This is a genomic window from Bdellovibrio sp. HCB117 (assembly GCF_047305915.1).
In the GTDB taxonomy this organism is placed as follows: Bacteria; Bdellovibrionota; Bdellovibrionia; order Bdellovibrionales; family Bdellovibrionaceae; genus Bdellovibrio; species Bdellovibrio bacteriovorus_B.
This window is the reverse complement of record NZ_CP178622.1, coordinates 1,184,881-1,203,446: the sequence shown is the minus strand read 5'-3', so window position 1 is coordinate 1,203,446 and position 18,566 is coordinate 1,184,881. Positions and strand designations below refer to the sequence as shown.

The window sequence follows — 18,566 nt, the reverse complement described above, 5'->3', positions numbered from 1 at the left end:
TGAAAAATGTCGATCAGCTATTATGCGCTGGTTTCTAATAAAGCTGAAAAGATTCCTTGTGAATATGGCTCGAACACTGACGATCGTCTGCGCCGTTGCAATGGTACTTATTCCAGGTACGAGCCTAATTTCAAAAATTTTCTGGGTGAGTTTGGCAACCTTGAGTGTTGCTGTTCCGTTGTTAAAACTTTTTAGAGGCAAGAGAAGCGATAGAGGTGGCTATATCTTTGCACGAGGAGCTAACGAATATGAACACAGGCTCATTGCAAAAAGAGTTTTGAAACGGGATCTATTTCCCAATGAGGTTGTACATCACATAAATGGAAAAAGATCTGATAACACATTAAGAAATCTGTGCGTAATGGACCGACATCAGCATGAATTATTTCACGCTTGGCTGGACTGGAAAAAGAAGAAAAGTGGCCGATACCCCACATTTAAAGAACAAAAACGTGTATTATGCGAGGACTACAAAGGCTATCTTTTGGAAGCCCCATCTAACTTTAACTTTAGCTTTAGAACTAATAAATACTCCCCAGTTAGGCGCACATTCGTCGTTCAGAAGTCTGTGAATAGCAACCATAGATACTCAGAAGATTATTCTCAGAAACTTTTTTCCGATTTGAGGCAAGAAAGAAACCGACTTGCTATAGAGAAAAACATTCCCGCCTATTTAGTATTTAAAAACTTCACTCTTGAAGAGATGGCTCGGCAAATGCCAGATGACGCCGCATCAATGGCAAACATAATTGGTGTAACATCAGAAAAACTTCGCCTTTATGGCGATCACTTCCTAGCGATAATTTGGAAACATAGGACAAACCAAGACCTAAATAAGAAAAGATCAGTTTAGGTTTGAGAAAAGTGGACCTTACGACTTAAACCAACCTATGGACTACAAACCCACAAACAAAAAAAGGAAGCTCAAGGCTTCCTTTTGATTTCCATCGTTTGCAGGGTCGGCCATTTTCGCTAAAAAATGGCGGGGTGGACGGGACTCGAACCCGCGGCCTTCCGCGTGACAGGCGGACGTTATAACCAACTTAACTACCACCCCACATCGATTTGGAGAATCTTTTATAGCCACAGTGGTCGCGCAATTCAATCAATTTTTTAATAAACGTTTAAAAAGAGCTTAACAAGGGGTAGCAATGCCCTCTTTTTGAGCATTACCCAGTTTCAACCTCCATTCCATACAGCCCAAACTACGGACTGCAACATCAGGACGGCTTGGAAAACCCCGATTTCGGGTATACTGTGAGGGCTCTTGTCCAAGAGGAGACACTATGAAAAAGGCCCTTATCTTTACGACTCTTTTGCTATCCCAAGCCGCTTTGGCTGATACAGTGACTTACAACGTGGAAGGCATGCATTGCGGTTCTTGCGCAAAAGCCATCCAAGCTCAAGTTTGCAAAATGGATGGACTTGAAAAATGTGAAGTTAGCGTCGGAAAAGTTGTGATTTCGTCAAAAACGGGCGTGAACATCTCTCAAGATCAAATTCAGGCGGCGATTTCTAAAGCTGGTGAGTACAAAATCACGGGCTCTTCGAAAGCGAAATAAAAACTTCTTAACAGAAGAAAACAAATCCAAATTTAGTCTTGCACGATAAATTGACCGTCTCACCGACGCTCTGTCGGTGACGGCTCGAATGACTTTTGCCATAATTGTCTTATGGCTACTCTTGATACTCTTGGAAAAAAAGGTCGTCTTCTCATCATCGATGATGAGTCGGAATTACGCGAAGTTCTGATGGCTCTGCTTGAGGAATCCGCGGGTGAAATCACTCAAGCCGCAAATGGCCTTGAGGGCATTGATCTATTAAAAACCCATCAATTCGACGCCGTCCTTTCTGACGAAAAGATGCCTAAGAAATCAGGCTTGGAAGTCCTTAAATGGATGCGTGAGAACAATCTTAAGATTCCGTTCATCATTCACACCGGCTATGGCCAAAAAGAGATGGTTGTCGAGGCGCAACGCTTGGGCGTGTATGCCTTTATCGATAAACCTTGGGATGAGCGCAAGCTGATCCGCACCGTGGAAGAGGCTCTTCGCTCCGGCATGGAGCAACAGAAGTAGCTAGTTCTTGTTTTAGTTCCCCGCCTCGATCAAAATGGAAGTCTTTCCGGGTCACTGACCCTAGAACAGGATTTCCTCATGAATAAACTTTTTTGGCTCGATATGGAGATGACAGGTCTCGATGTCGAAAAAGAAGTGATCATCGAAGTTGCAGCCATCGTGACAGACCTTAATTTCAAAGAGCTGGACACATTTGAAACTGTCGTTAAACAACCGCAAAAATATTTGGACAATATGGACGCTTGGAATACCGAGCACCATAAGAAGTCTGGCCTGACAGCAAAAGTTCCATTCGGTATGGAGCCAGATCAAGTCGAAGCCAAACTTGTGGATATGGTGAAAAAGCATTTCCCCGATCCCAAAGATCGCCCGATCTTAGCAGGAAACTCGATCATGCAAGATCGTCTTTTCATCGACAAATACATGAAAGACCTTGCTCCCCGCCTGCACTATCGCATGGTGGATGTGTCTTCCTGGAAGGTGATCATCAATAACAAGTTCAATTACGTTTACCAAAAGGCGAACAAACACCGCGCCCTTGACGATATCCGCGAAAGCATTCAAGAGCTGCGCGCTTATTGCGATAAAATGACTTTCAATAAATAGTTTTTTATAAAAAGCCTCTGCACCCCAGAGGCTTTTTTCATTTTAGCGACTGCCAAAAATCAGCATTTCACCGTGACAAATAAAAGGTCCGCACCTTATATAAGTCATGCCTCAGAAAAACGAAGAAACTACAGACACCGCTTTTAAAAACTGGATCAACGAAGCTTTAGTCAAGCGCATGGCAAAGCATATTTCCCATCACTACCCAGCCTTTGACGATAAGGCTTTCATTAAACTCAGCCACAAACTTCCAGAGTTAGAGTTAAAGCCGCGCATGCGCTTGATCTGTGATTTCTTAAAAACTCATCTTCCTGAAGACTACAAAAAAGCCTTGGCTATTTTACTAAAAGCGACAACAAATCCAGCCACCGGCATTGCCCCCCTGAAGGGCTTTGATCTTTGGGCCTTCACAGAGTACGTACACCGCTACGGCCTTAAAGATTTCGATGAATCCATGAAAGCACTTCACACATTCACGGAACTTTTCACCGCTGAATTCGCTATTCGCCCCTTTCTGATTCACGAAGAAAAAAGAACACTCAAGGTCTTGCACACATGGAGCAAGGACAAAAACCATCACGTCCGCCGCTTGGTTTCAGAGGGTTCACGCCCACGTCTGCCGTGGGGAGAACAACTGAAAAGCTTTATCAAAGACCCGACCCCAACAATCGAGCTCTTAGATAAATTAAAATATGACGACGAACTTTATGTTCGCAAATCCGTCGCCAACCATCTGAATGACATCTCGAAAGACCATGCAGACATCGCAATTAAGACGGCTGCAAGATGGCTTAAGGAAGCACCCGCAAAACATCAGGACAAGATCGACTGGATTGTTCGTCATGCTCTACGCACCTTGATTAAAAAAGGCAACCCTGCGGCTCTTAAGCTTTTGGGTTACGACTCGAACAACTCTGTGAAAATCAAAAACCTGAAGCTCAATAAGTCTTCAGTCAACGTGGGCGATCATTTGGAGTTCTCATTTGATATTGAAAGTTCCAAGACTGGAAAGATCATGGTCGACTACTTAGTTCATCATAAGAAGTCCAATGGAAATACAAGCCCCAAAGTGTTTAAACTCACCAGCAAAGATGTCAAGGCCAAGGAAGTTTTTAACGTTCGAAAGAAGCACTCTTTCAAACCGGTGACGACACGGGTTTACTATCCTGGAACGCATTATTTAGAAATTATGGTGAACGGTAAACTGTACTCAAAGGTTCCGTTTAAACTGGCAAAATAGCTGTTTAACAAAAGTCGTTTTTAAATTCGTGGATGTTATTTCTTGCACACACTTGCTTGCGGGTCTTTTTCGCAGATGTATTGTTTTAGCAAGTACACTTCCTGTTTGAGCTCTGCGTTTTCTTTTTTCACACTCGCGATTTCGCGCGACTGCGTAGCGAAGATATCAGTAATTTTTTGACGTAAGATTTGAATTTCAGCCGTCAAATACGGAGTGATCTTACTATAATCAACGGTCCACAACTTAAATCCCTCTTCGCCTCTTTGACCTTGAGGGTTGTCATCACCTTTACTGACCGCTTCCGGAATAACTTCAGCCAGTTCTTGCGCGATAAAACCTTCGCCGTGTTTTTCATCGGTTTTCCACTCCCATTGACGTGGGCGTAGACGCGAAATCACGTCGTCGACATAAGCCGAATCGAAATCGCGAATGTTCTGTTTTAAACGGCGATCTGAAGCGGTACCAAAGATCGTGGTATTGCCATCTGTATTTACGTACCCCACTTCGCCGTTGGGATTTGCAAAAATAATATGATTAATCGCGCTTGCCGTGGTCGTATAACTTGTGATCGTGGGTGTGCCATTGGCTGCAACTACAAGCGTGGGAGTTTTTCCTGCAATCGATTGCGCGGTTGTTCCCATACTGATGCCCGTGTTGGTGACCCTCATTCTTTCGGTGGCATTTGTTTTCATCACAATATTGCTTGCCGAACTCGTCGCCGTTCCGGCGTCGAGCACCAAATGAACGTATTGATTATCCGCCAAACCGGACTGATTCGATTGCAAAACAAGTTGGCCGTTTGATTTGATAATGTAATCGCTGTTGTCGTCAGTGGCGCCGCTTTGCACTCCAAGATGAAGATTACCCGCCACCTGTAACTTAGAAGCAGGATTCACAGTTCCAATCCCCACATTGCCCGTATCCATCTGGAAAGCCATGTAATTTATGTTATCCGCGTCGTTCGCAATGCGCGTGAAGTTTGCTGCCGCATCTTGCACAATCCGCCATGACTTATTGGTGGAGGTCAGATTTGTATTTCTCATCCGAATCTCTTGCGCTGTATTACTCTCAACATTCACGCTCCCCACCACGTGAAGATTATGTGTGGGGCTTAGTGTGCCGATACCAACACGACCGCCAAAGGAACTGTTTCCGTTCGCGATCTGTAAGGCGAGTGGATTTGTAATCGTGACATTCGTTCCTGCACTGGGAGGACTTGCGATGTACATCGTGGAGGCCGTTGTGATGGTCTCTGCATTCGAGGCCGCCAATGTGCTTGTGCCGATAGAGGTGATCGCGCGATTGGCGATAGTTCCCGAACCAGTTGTATCCGTTATGATAACGCCGGGAATGTAGAGCTGGGACCCTTGAGTCGTCCAAGAAGTTGTCGAATAATTATTTCCACCGATTTGTAAGATCGACACCGGGCTCGAGGTACCGATTCCGACGAAACCACCTGCGCCGTTAATCACCGTATTGGTATTACCGATATCATTGATCTGGAATGTCGAGCTTGTCCCATTCCAGTAGATATTTCCTTTTTTAGTGCCGTTGTTGAAGAAATCAACATAGCTATTAAACCCTGAAGGCGCATTCAATCGCAGACCCGAATTTGCCGTTGCAGACTCCACTTCTAAAAGAGCCGTTGGGCTTGCAGTACCGATACCTACGGATCCAGTATTTGTAATCGTCACCCGCGGCGAGCCGTTCGTTTCCAAGGTCAAACTATTACCGTCGTTCGTTCCCAAGCTTGCAGCGACACCGAAAGAGTTTCCTCCGTTGATGTAAGATCCCGTGGAACCCGTGATCGGTAAATCCGAAGAAGCAAGTGTACGGAAGCTCGCCGCCCCCGAGCCACTGGTTGGACCTGCAAGAAATGTATTTGCTGAACGTGAGGCCGTGAATGTCAGTTGTCCGTCATTGATGGCAATATTCTGACACTGGAATGTATCCGTTGAAGACTGCCAGTAAAGACTTTGTCCTGCAGAACAGGCAGCGCTCGCAAAGGCTCCACTAAAAGGAGTGATCGTCGCACGAATATCTGCCAGACGTAAAAACGCCGGAGCATATTGGGCAGTTCCGTCATAACGAAGAACCTGCCCCGCTGATGACGGAGCTGTTGCACTTACGGAAGTGCCTTGTACTTTGCTAACTGTAAAGGCCCCGGCATTCGTCATTGTCACATCTCCACTTGGAGCGACAGCGGTGGACACGTTAGAACCATTTCCCACCCAAATATTTGCCGACGTCAAAGACGTTCCTTGTTTGTTATTAAAAGTATTCCAGTCCGTATTTGAAAGATATCCTGACTGAGACGTCGTCGCTTGCTGGATGCCGATCACGGGCGAACTTGCCGTTCCTGTGTTGGTAAGAGGAGTATTCACAGAAAGCCCCGTCACTCCCATCGAAGAAAGACTTGTCCACGATAAATTTCCCGCACCGTCGTTTACGAGCAACTGATTTGCAGAGCCCTGACCCGTAGGAAGTTTTAAAGTATAACTTGTGCCAATAGCTGCTGGTGCCTGCAAGGTTGCGGTGTTGCTTCCTGTGTCTCTGAAAACAACGGAGGAAGCATTCACTGCACCTGCTGAAAAATTTCCGGAACCGTCGCGTTTTACAATCGTACTTGCGGTATTCAAATTTGTCGCCGCATTGGCAGCAAGCTCTGCCGCGCGAATGTTCGCAGCAGAAGAACCGCCCACGGAATTCACTGTGGCTGCCACAGAACCAGAACCACTCGCCGTCACATCTGAGGTTAGGGCCGTGATCGTACCGCCACTTCCTGCCGCGGAAGCCATAAGACTCCACGCTCCAGAGTTGTATTGATAAATACGATTCGTGTCTGTTGAAAAATAGATGGCTCCCGCCGTGGGGCTTGCAGGCTTGCTTGCATCAAGACCTGTTTGTACGGAAGGACTTCCTCCCGCATTTGCGACGGCATCGGTGATGCCATAACCACTCAAGCTTGTGGGTTTTCCTGAGGTGATGCTTGCCCAACTCAAAGAAATCGACTGGCACTGAAAATTTCCCGAAACAGAATTCCAATACATGCTTTGGCTTGCAGTGCAATTTGCGGAAGCAACGTAACCATTGAAGGTCGACTGCAAAACATAGTTGGAAAGAGTGGAAGAAAGATTCGAGATATCACTTGTCGTTAAAGAAATCGCGACATTGCCTGCCGCCGTTAAACGACCTTGAGCATCGACAGTGAATGCAGGCACCTGATTCGCGGAACCATAAGAGCCCGAAGTCACACTTGTGTTTGCAAGGCTGATCGTACCCGATGAAGTGATCGGTCCCCCCGAAAGCCCCGTACCTGTGGCAACATTCGTCACTGTCCCGCCACTCGCGCCCACCACAGATCCGCAGGTAAACGCAGAACCATCCCACGTCAAAAAACTATTTGCAGGACACGTTGGCAATCCGGCTTTCAAAAGGAAATCGCTCGCGACATTTGTCCCCAGTCTTTCTGAAGAATACGAGTAACCGGCAAAAGGCACCGAACGAATAATCGAATCCGGCGAAACCACTTTCCAACCCGATCCATCATAAAAAGAAACACGCAGTTTACGAAGATCACCGACAGAGGCCACGTAAGTGCTAGAGCCATCCGCACAGGTATAAGTCCCTGCCACCAAAGAACAAGTTCCACAAGTGAATGTCGCGGTATTATCAAAAGCCTTCAGAACATTCGTGGCTCCACCGAGAGGATACTGCACAGTCCCCGTTCCAATAGGCACATCAAACACACCCCCGGAATTAACCATGCTATATCCGGTGATCTGCTCTTGATAAATCACACAACTGCCGGAAGGATTCGTAATCTGAAAAAGAAATGAAACGTTGTTATACTCAAGCGGAGTTCCATCCGTCTTAAGAATACGCCCTTGGTAAGTCAAAGACGCCGGTGATGCCCAGCTCACTAACGGTAAGAAGATCATTGAAAAAAACAGATAAGAAAATATCTGCACTTTATTACCCCAGAGACGTACAAGTTGATAAAGAAACCTTAACAACTTATCGGCCCCTCAAGCCCTACCCTAAAGCAGCCGGCTCAATTTAATACAAAGGTCCGATCCTCTTTAATCTCCAGCGGAACAAATCCGACCCGTGCTCTCAATTACAAATTCCAGCTTGGGTGTTAAAGGGGCTGTGCTGCTGGCAAAACCGAGTTCCGCAGCGCAAAGAAAGATCAGCAATAGCAATCAGAAGACAAAGAAAAAAGAAAAAGGGAGCCAGCACGGCTCCCTTTAGCGCGAGGACTGAACCACCCGAGCGGGTGATTAGTAACGATAGTGTTCAGGCTTGAAAGGCCCGTTAGGAGAAGTATGAAGATACTTCGCCTGTTTCGAAGAAAGCTTAGTCAACTTCACTCCTAGTTTGTCTAGGTGAAGAGCCGCCACTTTTTCGTCAAGGTGCTTAGGCAAACGGTAAACAGAGATCTCTTGGTACTTATCACGGTTCGTGAAAAGTTCCATTTGAGCCAACACTTGGTTCGTGAATGAGTTACTCATTACGAAGCTTGGGTGACCAGTTGCACAGCCCAAGTTCACCAAGCGACCTTTTGCAAGAACGATCACTTGACGACCGTTTTTCAAAGTGTGGATGTCCACTTGTGGTTTCACTTCACGAACTTTTGAATTCTTGTTCAACCAAGCCATATCGATTTCGATATCGAAGTGACCGATGTTGCACACGATCGCGTTGTTTTTCATCATGTTGAAGTGTTTGTCAGTGATGATGTCGCAGCAACCAGTTGCTGTTACGAAGATGTCAGCGATTTTCGCTGCTTCTTCCATCGTCGTCACTTCGAAACCTTCCATTGCCGCTTGCAATGCACAGATAGGATCGATTTCAGTGATAAGAACGCGAGCACCCAACCCACGAAGAGAGTGAGCAGAACCTTTACCTACGTCGCCGTAACCCGCAACCACGCAGATTTTACCAGCAACCATCACGTCCGTCGCACGCTTGATACCGTCAGCCAAAGACTCGCGGCAACCGTAAAGGTTGTCGAACTTAGATTTAGTGACAGAGTCATTGATGTTGATCGCAGGAACTTTCAACTTGCCGTTCTTAAGAAGAACTTCAAGGTTGTGCACGCCAGTTGTTGTCTCTTCAGAGATACCGATGATTTTCTTCATCTCTTTTGCGAAACGTGGCTCGTGCATCATGTTTGTAAGGTCACCACCGTCATCAAGGATCATGTTGAAGCCTTCTTTGCCCCAACCCACGATAGTTTGTTCGATACACCAGTTGAACTCTTCTTCAGTCAAACCTTTCCATGCAAATACAGGGATGCCTGCTGCTGCGATAGCCACCGCTGCGTGATCTTGTGTCGAGAAGATGTTGCAAGAAGACCAACGAACTTCCGCACCCAACTCAACAAGAGTTTCGATAAGGACAGCTGTTTGGATTGTCATGTGAAGGCAACCAGAAATGCGCGCGCCTTTCAATGGTTGTTGTTTTTTAAATTCTTTACGAACGGCCATCAAACCTGGCATTTCAGTTTCAGCGATCTTGATTTCTTCGCGGCCCCATTTAGCCAATTTTTCGAAGACTTCTGGATTTTCCATCGCCTCTTTGCAAACTTTGAAGTCGCCAGAGATAGTTTTTGCAGCTGGTTTAGCTGCTGCTTTAGCATTTTTTTTCATTGCGGATTTCCCGTTTGTTGTCGTTAGTGACATTGAGTTTCCTCTTGTTAGTTTATAAAAAATCAAAAGTTGCTTCAGCTTCCGCGACTTCCGTCGCTCCAGCTCTGCCGGCCGCCGCCGTTACGGCAAAGTCAAAATTTCGTAACCAGTATCCGTCACAAGAACGGTATGTTCAAACTGTGCGGATAATAGACCATCTGCGGTATGATAATATTTGATCGAAGAGCCGGTAATATCAAACTCCACGATTTCATCTGTACCTTGGTTCACCATCGGCTCGACAGTGATGCAGTGGAAAGGAACCAGGCGCTCGCCTTTTCCTTTTTTCCCGTAAGACGGAACGAAAGGCTCGTCGTGGAAGGTGCGACCGACACCGTGGCCGCCGATCTCTTTCACGGTTGTATAACCTTTGCGAGTCACGTATTTGTGAGTTTCAAAGCCAATATCGCCGGTAAAGCCGCCAGGTCTGATCGTTTCAATACCAATATCGCGAGCCATGCGGGCAGTTTCAATCAAGTCCTTGGCATCTTCAGAGATGTTTCCGATGGCATACATCTTTGAGGTGTCACCGAAGAAGCCATCAATCCAAGCCGTCACGTCAACGTTGATGATGTCGCCCTCTTTAAGAATGGTTTTATCATCGGGAACTCCGTGGCAGACAACTTCATTCACAGATGTGCACGTGTACTTAGGATAGCCATGGTAACCAAGACAAGCGGACTTCGCGCCTTTCGTCAGCATGAAATCATTGGCAAGTATGTCGATTTCATTCGTTGTGATCCCCGCTTTTACGTACTTATCCAGATACGTCAAAGTATCGGCAGCAATACGGCAGGCACGGGTCATTTTTTTGATTTCTTCTAAAGATAAAGGCTTAATTCCCATAGAGGGGATATATAGCACAGAGGCCGGCCCTTGGATAGGCCGTAAAAAGAGAAAAGCCTAGGGGTTACCTAGGCTTTTTGAATCTAGTTCAGTTTAAACTGACTCTAAGACCTATTTAAGGTGCTTAGAAACCAATTTAGTCATATCGAACATAGAAACAGTCGTTTTGCCGCCGAAAACTTCTTTCAATTTAGCGTCAGCATTGATGTTTCTTTTGTTTTTAGAGTCTTGAAGACCGTTCTTTTTGATGTAAGCCCAAAGTTTTTTAACAACTTCAGTACGTGGAAGTGGAGAAGCACCAACAACTGCTGCCAAAGCTGCAGATGGAGTCAACGCTTTCATGAATGCAGCGTTTGGTTTACGTTTTGTAGCAGCTTTTTTAGGAGCAGCTTTTTTCGCAGCAGCGGCTTTTTTAGGAGCAGCTTTTTTTGCAGCTTTTTTTGGAGCAGCTTTTTTAGCTGCAGCTTTCTTAGTAGTAGCTTTCTTAGCTTTCGCCATTTCTAAATTCCTCCGTTAGGTTTTTAGTCTCGTTTATACGAATGAGCTTAGTGTGTATCTAAGTCGAGGGGTTTGTCCAAAAAAAAATGCAGGCTTTTCATTTTTTTTTGCGCATCTGCTGCGGAAACCCCTCTGAAAAGGCACTTTTCCCCTCGGGAAATGCGGTTTTCCCCTAGAGAAAACGCCTGATTCCCTAGGAAAAAGGTCGATTTCCCGATGGAAAACCGCTTCTGGACTGCGATTTTTCGGGGGTGTCCCGATAAGAAACGCATGAGTTTTCAGGCAAGCTTCAAACAAATTCTTCGAGACAAAATGGGTGAAAACACCAGTTTCTCCCCTGAAAAAGAGTCTTCCAGCCTGAATTCCGACCCAGCTCACATGGCTTTTTTGCTTGGTCAAATCAACCGTTTAGAATTTCAAACACGCCGAGGACACTACCCGCAACCGAAAGTTCGTCCACAAAGAAAGGCGCACAACTTCTCGGTCTCTCAAAAACTTGCCTTTGAGTTCCTGAAGACTTGGGTGCACGACTTGCACGAGGGCTTCACTGCAAACGAACTTAAGAAGGCCTTCCGCCAGGCAGCCCTAGCTCTTCACCCGGATCATGGTGGAAACACGCAGCAATTCTTAGAGCTAAAAACTCACTATCAGACTTTGCGCGAACTTGTCTCACCCTAGGTCGGTCAAATTTTTATTACAATTCTGAAATAGCTTAAGCCGTTTTTGTTTATTCCCGAAAAGCCAAGAGACGATCGGAAATAACGACAGCATGTACGACTTAGAATTTACGTCTGAAGATGCATATAATAAGAGGCTCACCTACTTTAAGGTGATCTACTTCATTGGCATTGCTGTCTCTTTTGTCTACCTTGTTAAATTCAACTTCGAATACAAAACCTCAGAATACAATTCCGTCCTGATCCCGATGTGGCTGATCTTTGCGCTATTGCCACCCCTGGTCCTTAAAGTCTCTAAGAACTATTTGTTGTCGGCCTTAACTCTTAGCATTTGCTCCTCTTCGATCCTCGCCTATTTGCTCTATACCGCCGGCGGTGGGGATGCGCCCGGAGTCTTCTGGCTTGCCGCCATCCCCTTGGTGATGGGGATTCTAATGGGCCTTCCCGGGGCGGTGGCGGGTTACTTCATTGTTTCTGGAATCATCATCTTTTATTGGTATCTGAAAGCAAACCACTTAGGCCCCAACGTCATTGAGGAGTACGGGGACTATGGCAGAGAAAAGCTCTTTAACCTGGTCACGTTCTTGATCTTTTCCTGCTTCACCACCCATCAATATATAATGGGCGAAGAACGCTTCATGAAACGCCTCATGGAAAAGAACCTGGATATTGAAAACCTTTTGAGAGTCCTGATTCACGATATCGCAAACACCCTCTCTTCAATGACCTACAATCTTGTTAAAGCCAAAGAAGACCGCGAAAACTTAAGCTCACTTGAGTTTGAAAAAATTGAAAAAGCCGTCGATGACATCAATAGCCTTCTGGCCCAAGTCCGCCACCTGAAATCGGTGAAAGATGGTAAAGCGGCTCTTCCGCTAAAACCCATCTCTTTGACTCTGGTCTTGCACGAGGTCTACGAAAGCACTTTGGATTTGGCTCAGAAAAAGGGAATCAAGCTGTCATTGGATATTTCGCGGGATCGCATGCTTATCAATGGCGAAAAGACCATCCTCAGCAATGTGGTGCTTTTAAACTTGCTCAATAATGCTATTAAGTTCTCTCACCCTGGGGACCGTATTGAGCTTAAAGCCTATGCCACGGACTCGCAGGTGGTGATTGAAATCCAGGATTACGGCATCGGTATCCCCGCTTCCATTTTAGGACAGATCTTTAATATCAATGCGCAGACGACCCGCGCAGGAACTCAGGGTGAAAAAGGGACTGGCTATGGCATGCCGCTCGTAAAAGAGTATTTGCAGATGATGGATGGAACCATCGAGATTTTTTCGCAAGAAACCCCTTCTCACAGTCAACCTCGGGGTACGAAGGTGGTTCTGACACTTCCTCTGGCTCAGCCCTAAAAAACAAAAGGCCCCCTTTGCGGGAGCCTTTTTTGCAAAACAGATTGAGCCGATCTCTTACACCATTTTGAAGCGAATGCGCTTCGGAGCGGCATTTTCGCCCAAACGTTTTTTGCGGTCTTCTTCGTATTCCGTGAAGTTTCCAGGGAAGAATTCAATCTTAGAATCCCCTTCAAACGCCATGATATGAGTACAAACGCGGTCTAAGAACCAGCGATCATGCGAGATCACCACAGCAGATCCACCGAACTCTAACAAGGCTTCCTCAAGAGCACGCATTGTATTTACGTCCAAGTCATTCGTCGGCTCATCCAGAAGCAATAAGTTCGCACCTTGCTTAAGGATCTTCGCCATATTGACACGGTTTCTTTCACCACCCGACAACTGACCGACTTTCTTTTGTTGGTCTGTTCCAGAGAAGTTAAACCAAGAAACGTACTGACGAGCATTGATCTCGCGAGTTCCCAATTGGATCACGTCTTGACCGCCAGAAAGCTCTTCAAAGATCGTTTTATTCGGATCCAAAGTTTCACGCGTTTGATCGACGTAAGCGATTTTCACTGTCTCGCCGACCTTGAAAGTTCCAGAATCTGGATTTTCTTTACCCGTGATCATACGGAACAATGTCGATTTACCCACACCGTTCGGTCCAATAACGCCCACGATCGCACCACGAGGAATGGTGAAGCTGACGTCGTCCAAAAGAACTTTGTGATCGTAAGCCTTCGTGATGTTTTTCGCCTCAACGACGATATCACCCAAACGAGGTCCTGGCGGGATGTAGATAGACATCTCTTGGATTTTCTCTGGAGAGGCTTCTTTCAATAGATTTTCGTAGTTCGAAATACGCGCTTTCGACTTCGCCTGACGAGCTTTCGCCCCTTGACGGATCCAATCCAACTCGCGCTCTAAAGTCTTTGCTTTGCGAGCTTGGTCTTTAGCTTCGTTGGCTTGACGCTTGTCTTTTTGTTCTAACCAAGACGTGTAGTTTCCTTTCCAAGGAATGCCTTCACCGCGATCAAGTTCTAAGATCCAGCCCGCTACGTTATCTAGGAAATAACGGTCATGGGTAACCGCGATCACGGTTCCTGGGAACTTCGAAAGATATTGTTCAAGCCAAGCCACTGATTCTGCGTCCAAGTGATTCGTCGGCTCATCCAGCAATAAGATGTCTGGTTCAGACATGATCAATCTTGCCAAAGCCACACGGCGCTTTTCACCACCCGAAAGGTTTGTCACAGGAAGATCGCCATCTGGACAGCGAAGAGCATCCATCACGATTTCGATTTTTTGATCAACGTCCCAAGCTCCCAAAGCTTCCAATTTTTCCTGGATCGCGCCTTGTTTTTCAATCAGCTTGTTCATTTCATCTGGATCCAAATCAGGATCAGAGAATTTGTCGTTGATCGCGTTGTATTCGCCCATCAACTTTGGCAACTCGCCCATGCCAGCAAAGATATTTTCTTTGACCGTCAATGCGGGATCCAACTGAGGTTCTTGCTCGAAGTAACCGACTTTCATTGTTTTGGATGGGAAAGCTTCACCGAGGAAGTCCTTATCCACACCTGCCATAATTCTAAGCAAAGTCGACTTTCCAGAACCGTTCAAACCAAGAACACCGATCTTTGCGCCATAGAAGTAAGAAAGGTAAATATCCTTCAACACGTATCTTTGTGGAGGATATACTTTACTTACGCCCTTCATTGTGTAGATAATCTCTTGAGACATGATGTCACACTCCTAAAAGAGAGTATCTTTACCAGGCTAAAAATACTTGTCAAATGGAGTTCCATTTATGAAACTGTCGCCCCTGTGCATGAAGCACTTTCGGCAAACAAAATAAGCAGATTGTAATTAGCATAATGAGTGACGACGCCTTAGAGAAACAATCGAATACGCTCTTAGAAGCAGCGGCCGCCCGTTCGGAGACCTCCGAAAAGCCCTCTTCTTCGCGCAAATCGCTGTTTGGAAACCTGAATAAGGATCTAACCGAAGCACTGAATAGCTGGGACACTCTGACAGAACAGATGTCCAATCGCATCTCTCCTGAAGAAGAGCAGCTTCGTGAAGTCAAAAGACTTCTGGGCGAACTTAAATCCAAACTGAACGAATTCGCCGATTAATTTATTTTCTGTCGTGTTTGCTGCCCCCAAGACATTCCGGGGACTCGAAATTCAAGGCTGTTTTTTGCTTTTCCCATTCTTCTGGCGTCAAAGTTTTCTGCGTCAAGGCGTGAAGACCGCTTTGCAACTCTTCTTTTAAAAGCTCGTTAATCATTCTTTGGCGGTCAATACGGGATTTTCCCGTGAACTTCTCAGAGACCACCAAAACTTTGAAATGAGTCTCGCTGCCGGGAGGAACAGAATGCATAAAGCTCTCGTTTTCGATTTCCATATGGATCGGAACGAGAGCTTTGCTTAAAATATCATTCAAACGAGTAGCACGTGTGGACATGAAACCTTTTATTTTTTATCGATCTTGGATTTTACGTAGTCCAAACCCATTTTCGCCATGACGAAAACGCCTTTTTCTTCCAGCTTCTTTTCCACATCTTTGGCTGTACGTAAAGCTTTTGCAGCTGCCATTTGCGCCAAAGGATGCCCCACTGGAAGGCCTTCAAACTGACCGTCGTGAACCCATTCGTCAGCCACGGTGTCAGCAAGTTCCATGACTTTGGGAGCTTTCATGCGGATCAATTCGCTGCCGTAGAATTCTAAGTGAACTTTTTGGGGGCCTTCGCCGTTAGAAGACATCATATCCTCATGAGACGTGTCTTCGTCAGAAACGCGATGAGCTTCCACCGTGATTTCTTCCGGACGAACACCTTCGTTTTGCGCTTCGGTATTGATAGCATCTGCCTCTTCGATCGTCACTTCCGCTTCGTCGACGATCACACCGGCGTCGTTCATGATCGCCGCAGTTTCCATCTCGATGTTTTCTTCATCGTGAAGAGCCTCATCAGCTTCCATTTCATGATGAGGGCGACGCTTTGGTGCGTGCTTATCATGGTGGTGAGCTTTTTTGTGCCCGCCTTTAGATGAATGTTTCTTTTTACCGTCGTAGTGCTTAATTTCTGGCATGTGACACCTCTTAGACAAATCCTAACATTTCTCGAGTGACAAAATCATAATCCGCTTTGGCTGGGGACTTTCCAGCAAACAATCCCTTGCCGGAACGCACGGTGTTTTTCACCTCGGATGAAGTTCTAATATACCCCTTCATCAGGCAATCCTCAAAAGATTCGATGCATTTCTGTAAAAGTTCATGACTGGTGTTTTCACGACCATCAAACTTTGTGAACAGGATTTTTTTCGTAAATTCCAAGTCGAAGTCCTGTTTGATGTCGTCTAATTCGCTCAAGTTCTTCTGCAAGCCTAAGAACGCGAACTTATCAGGATTCACCGGTAAAATGACCTCATCGGAAGCCACCGTCACCGCTGTATTCACCGCACTTAAAGCCGGGGCCGTGTCGATTAAGATCAGGTCGTAGCGGTGTTTGATTTTTTCTAAAGGAGCTTTCACCATTTGCGCCCAATTGCGGTTGGAGTTCATCAGAACTCTTTCTAAAACCGAATTGTTCAAAGAAGAAGGAATCAAATCCACGTGAGGCTCAACAAAGCGAACGCACTCTTCAATGCTTTTGCGCTTTTCAGCGATATCCACCCAGACCGGAAGGCTTTCGTCTTCTACGCCCAGGGCAAAACTCAGATTGGCTTGCTGATCTAAATCAACGAATAAAACGCGCGCACCATACATCGCTGCTCGCAAACCCATGTTCAAAACAGAAGTGGTCTTCGCCACCCCGCCTTTTAACATTTGCACGGAGATGACTTTTTGCGGGTACTTAAAACCTTCAGCCAGCAAGAGTGTACGAACCTCTTCGGGCATAAGCCAAGGCGACTTGATTTTTTTATGCAGATGTTTTTCCGCCTTCTGCTTTACTTCGGAAGGGGCTATTTCCATGAAAGAGGCCAAATCACTGAGTGTGATGCAAAACTCCTGTTGCGCCAATGCTGACATCAGAAACCTCCTGGTGAATCAAGCCTACCCAGAGGTGTTCCTTAGCGCAAGAGCGGCGCACAGAGTTATTCTGTTAGATTTCTGGTGGCGCAAAATCCTCAAGGTGCTTTGATTCCTCCATCAGAAGGGAACGCATCTCCTCGACATCGAAGCGATAAGACCAAAGAAGCTGCTCACGCATTTTACGCAGTTGCCAGATTTGTTCTGGGGTCAAAGGATGAAGACCTTCGATCATTCGGCGCAGATGCAGGTCCACTTCGCGCTTAAAGTCGCCATAATCCAGATCGTCTTCATGATAGTTGTCTAAAAAATGCAAAAACTCTTGGACGGCAGGACTCATAATCACCCCCTGCCACCTATTGTTGCATTTTCTTATGTCTCCCTCCTGGGTATACATCCGTCTCTTGCTAAGAATCAGCTCTCAAGACTATCCTTAGACTTACAGAAAGGACATGTATGGCTCCGGAATTGGCAGCAGCTTATGTCATCGGATGGATTCCTTCGGCAGGGGTGACGGGTCTGCAAATCTGGCTTCATCGCAGGAAAGTCCAACGTACCACGTACCGAAAAATGCAGGCGAACTTGCGCAAAGCCGGGCTGCTTTGGCGTGAGTCGCGCTCGGATCTAGAGCCCTTTCAAGAGGGAAAAGAAGATCAGGATCTCAAAGCCTACGAAAAAAATCTGCTCTTGATGGGTAGTTTTTTCCTATTTTTAAGCTGGCTGGGGTTCTTCTTTAACCTGCTCGTCTTAATTTCCGTGCATTCTTTGGCGGTCTCCCGTAAAGAAAGGTTTCTATTTTCCAGTGCTTTGACCGAACAGGATCTTCTTGTCGAGCAAGTGCAAGAGATTCTGAAGGAGTCCCCGACATGAAACCCGTGAACAAACTGCCTGTTATTGAAAAATCAAAACACTGGCTGATTATCAATAAACCCACTGGCATTTCCGTACACAATGAAGCTGGCGACGTTCGCAGCGTTCTAAAAAAACAACTTCATCCGGGAACTTTCCACGACATCTATCCTGTACACCGTTTGGATAAAGAAACCAGCGGTCTTTTGGTTGTTGCGACAGAGCAAGAGACAGCAGCTGCCCTTTCTGAACAGTTTCAAACTCACAAAGCAGAAAAAATGTACTACGCGGTTCTTCGCGGCAGCATGGACGTTTCTGACGAGTGGCAAGAGTGGAGCTTTCCGATTTCTGACAAAGCGGAGGGACGTAAAAATCCTCAAGGTCTTTTGAAAGACCGCATAGAAGCTAAAACTCTTTTCAAAGTGCTTAAATCCAATAAGTATTTTTCGCTGGTGGAATTGCGTCTTTTAACAGGCCGTCAACATCAGATCCGCAAACACGCGGCTTTGGCAAAACACGCTATCGTTGGCGACACTCGCTATGGCGACGACGCTTACAATAAGAAAATGGCGGGCATCTATAAAACAGATCGCATGTTCCTTCATGCATTCCGTTTGAGCCTGCCAATCGGTGGCCGCATCCAAACTTTTGAAACGCCATTGCCACCTGATTTCCAAAAAATGTTCTAAAACTGCCCC

General features: G+C 46.1%; 19 protein-coding genes and 1 tRNA gene. 10 read left to right on the top strand and 10 right to left on the bottom strand.

All coding sequences use genetic code 11. The features are described 5' to 3' along the window. The first annotated feature begins 64 nt into the window (after positions 1-64). Positions 65-853 (top strand): HRDC domain-containing protein, encoded by a 789-nt coding sequence (locus tag ACLWBD_RS05790; RefSeq protein WP_413569969.1) that lies wholly within the window; start codon positions 65-67, stop codon positions 851-853. Between the two features lie 127 nt (positions 854-980). Here ACLWBD_RS05790 and ACLWBD_RS05785 read toward each other — a convergent pair. Then, positions 981-1,057: transfer RNA gene (locus ACLWBD_RS05785), tRNA-Asp, on the bottom strand. A gap of 229 nt (positions 1,058-1,286) precedes the next feature. Here ACLWBD_RS05785 and ACLWBD_RS05780 point away from each other — a divergent pair. The 4 genes from ACLWBD_RS05780 to ACLWBD_RS05765 all read left to right on the top strand — a co-directional run bounded on the left by ACLWBD_RS05780 (position 1,287) and on the right by ACLWBD_RS05765 (position 3,924). After that, on the top strand, positions 1,287-1,562 hold the full coding sequence (locus ACLWBD_RS05780) for a heavy-metal-associated domain-containing protein (RefSeq protein WP_063209317.1): 276 nt from the start codon (positions 1,287-1,289) through the stop codon (positions 1,560-1,562). A 111-nt stretch (positions 1,563-1,673) separates the two neighbouring features. Then, positions 1,674-2,078: a response regulator gene (locus ACLWBD_RS05775; RefSeq protein WP_063209315.1), complete on the top strand. Its 405-nt coding sequence runs from the start codon at positions 1,674-1,676 to the stop codon at positions 2,076-2,078. Positions 2,079-2,156: 78 nt separating this feature from the next. Further along, a complete protein-coding gene (gene orn / locus ACLWBD_RS05770) occupies positions 2,157-2,684 on the top strand; it encodes an oligoribonuclease (RefSeq protein ID WP_063209313.1) in 528 nt (175 codons plus the stop codon). Positions 2,685-2,790: 106 nt separating this feature from the next. Further along, positions 2,791-3,924, top strand: a complete 1,134-nt coding sequence (locus ACLWBD_RS05765) for a DNA alkylation repair protein (protein WP_413569967.1) — start codon at positions 2,791-2,793, stop codon at positions 3,922-3,924. A gap of 35 nt (positions 3,925-3,959) precedes the next feature. Here ACLWBD_RS05765 and ACLWBD_RS05760 read toward each other — a convergent pair whose 3' ends face one another. The 4 genes from ACLWBD_RS05760 to ACLWBD_RS05745 all read right to left on the bottom strand — a co-directional run bounded on the left by ACLWBD_RS05760 (position 3,960) and on the right by ACLWBD_RS05745 (position 10,961). Continuing rightward, positions 3,960-7,865, bottom strand: a complete 3,906-nt coding sequence (locus ACLWBD_RS05760) for a tail fiber domain-containing protein (protein ID WP_413569965.1) — start codon at positions 7,863-7,865, stop codon at positions 3,960-3,962. A gap of 342 nt (positions 7,866-8,207) precedes the next feature. Beyond that, positions 8,208-9,611 carry an adenosylhomocysteinase gene (gene ahcY / locus ACLWBD_RS05755; RefSeq protein WP_063209307.1) on the bottom strand — a complete coding sequence of 468 codons (1,404 nt, stop codon included), beginning with the start codon at positions 9,609-9,611 and terminating at the stop codon, positions 8,208-8,210. 87 nt (positions 9,612-9,698) lie between these two features. Further along, the gene (map, locus tag ACLWBD_RS05750; protein WP_063209305.1) at positions 9,699-10,463 is read right to left on the bottom strand and encodes a type I methionyl aminopeptidase; all 765 of its coding nucleotides are present in this window, start codon (positions 10,461-10,463) and stop codon (positions 9,699-9,701) included. 111 nt (positions 10,464-10,574) lie between these two features. Continuing rightward, positions 10,575-10,961 (bottom strand): SWIB/MDM2 domain-containing protein, encoded by a 387-nt coding sequence (locus tag ACLWBD_RS05745; protein WP_063209303.1) that lies wholly within the window; start codon positions 10,959-10,961, stop codon positions 10,575-10,577. A 270-nt stretch (positions 10,962-11,231) separates the two neighbouring features. Between ACLWBD_RS05745 and ACLWBD_RS05740 the strand changes: the two genes are divergently transcribed. Together ACLWBD_RS05740 and ACLWBD_RS05735 are read left to right on the top strand one after the other, a co-directional pair. Continuing rightward, complete coding sequence (locus ACLWBD_RS05740; RefSeq protein WP_413569962.1) at positions 11,232-11,639, top strand: J domain-containing protein; 408 nt, start codon at positions 11,232-11,234, stop codon at positions 11,637-11,639. A 91-nt stretch (positions 11,640-11,730) separates the two neighbouring features. Next, complete coding sequence (locus ACLWBD_RS05735) at positions 11,731-12,999, top strand: sensor histidine kinase (protein WP_063209301.1); 1,269 nt, start codon at positions 11,731-11,733, stop codon at positions 12,997-12,999. A 57-nt stretch (positions 13,000-13,056) separates the two neighbouring features. On the opposite strand, the gene ettA is transcribed toward ACLWBD_RS05735, so the two are convergent. Beyond that, a complete protein-coding gene (gene ettA / locus ACLWBD_RS05730; RefSeq protein WP_413569959.1) occupies positions 13,057-14,727 on the bottom strand; it encodes an energy-dependent translational throttle protein EttA in 1,671 nt (556 codons plus the stop codon). A gap of 134 nt (positions 14,728-14,861) precedes the next feature. Here ettA and ACLWBD_RS05725 point away from each other — a divergent pair, with 134 nt between their 5' ends. After that, positions 14,862-15,122, top strand: a complete 261-nt coding sequence (locus ACLWBD_RS05725) for a hypothetical protein (protein ID WP_413569957.1) — start codon at positions 14,862-14,864, stop codon at positions 15,120-15,122. Between the two features lies 1 nt (position 15,123). Here ACLWBD_RS05725 and ACLWBD_RS05720 read toward each other — a convergent pair whose 3' ends face one another. The 4 genes from ACLWBD_RS05720 to ACLWBD_RS05705 all read right to left on the bottom strand — a co-directional run bounded on the left by ACLWBD_RS05720 (position 15,124) and on the right by ACLWBD_RS05705 (position 17,359). Further along, on the bottom strand, positions 15,124-15,453 hold the full coding sequence (locus ACLWBD_RS05720; protein WP_063209295.1) for a BolA family protein: 330 nt from the start codon (positions 15,451-15,453) through the stop codon (positions 15,124-15,126). A gap of 8 nt (positions 15,454-15,461) precedes the next feature. Next, positions 15,462-16,079: a hypothetical protein gene (locus ACLWBD_RS05715; RefSeq protein WP_063209293.1), complete on the bottom strand. Its 618-nt coding sequence runs from the start codon at positions 16,077-16,079 to the stop codon at positions 15,462-15,464. A 10-nt stretch (positions 16,080-16,089) separates the two neighbouring features. Further along, positions 16,090-17,019, bottom strand: coding sequence for a ParA family protein (locus ACLWBD_RS05710; protein WP_063209291.1), 930 nt, complete (start codon positions 17,017-17,019; stop codon positions 16,090-16,092). A 73-nt stretch (positions 17,020-17,092) separates the two neighbouring features. Then, positions 17,093-17,359, bottom strand: a complete 267-nt coding sequence (locus tag ACLWBD_RS05705) for a hypothetical protein (protein WP_063209289.1) — start codon at positions 17,357-17,359, stop codon at positions 17,093-17,095. 116 nt (positions 17,360-17,475) lie between these two features. Here ACLWBD_RS05705 and ACLWBD_RS05700 point away from each other — a divergent pair, with 116 nt between their 5' ends. Then, on the top strand, positions 17,476-17,889 hold the full coding sequence (locus ACLWBD_RS05700; RefSeq protein ID WP_413569954.1) for a hypothetical protein: 414 nt from the start codon (positions 17,476-17,478) through the stop codon (positions 17,887-17,889). Then, entirely contained in the window at positions 17,886-18,557 is a 672-nt protein-coding gene (locus tag ACLWBD_RS05695; protein ID WP_413569953.1) for an RluA family pseudouridine synthase, read from the top strand. The genes ACLWBD_RS05700 and ACLWBD_RS05695 overlap by 4 nt, the downstream gene beginning before the upstream one ends. Positions 18,558-18,566: the final 9 nt, after the last annotated feature.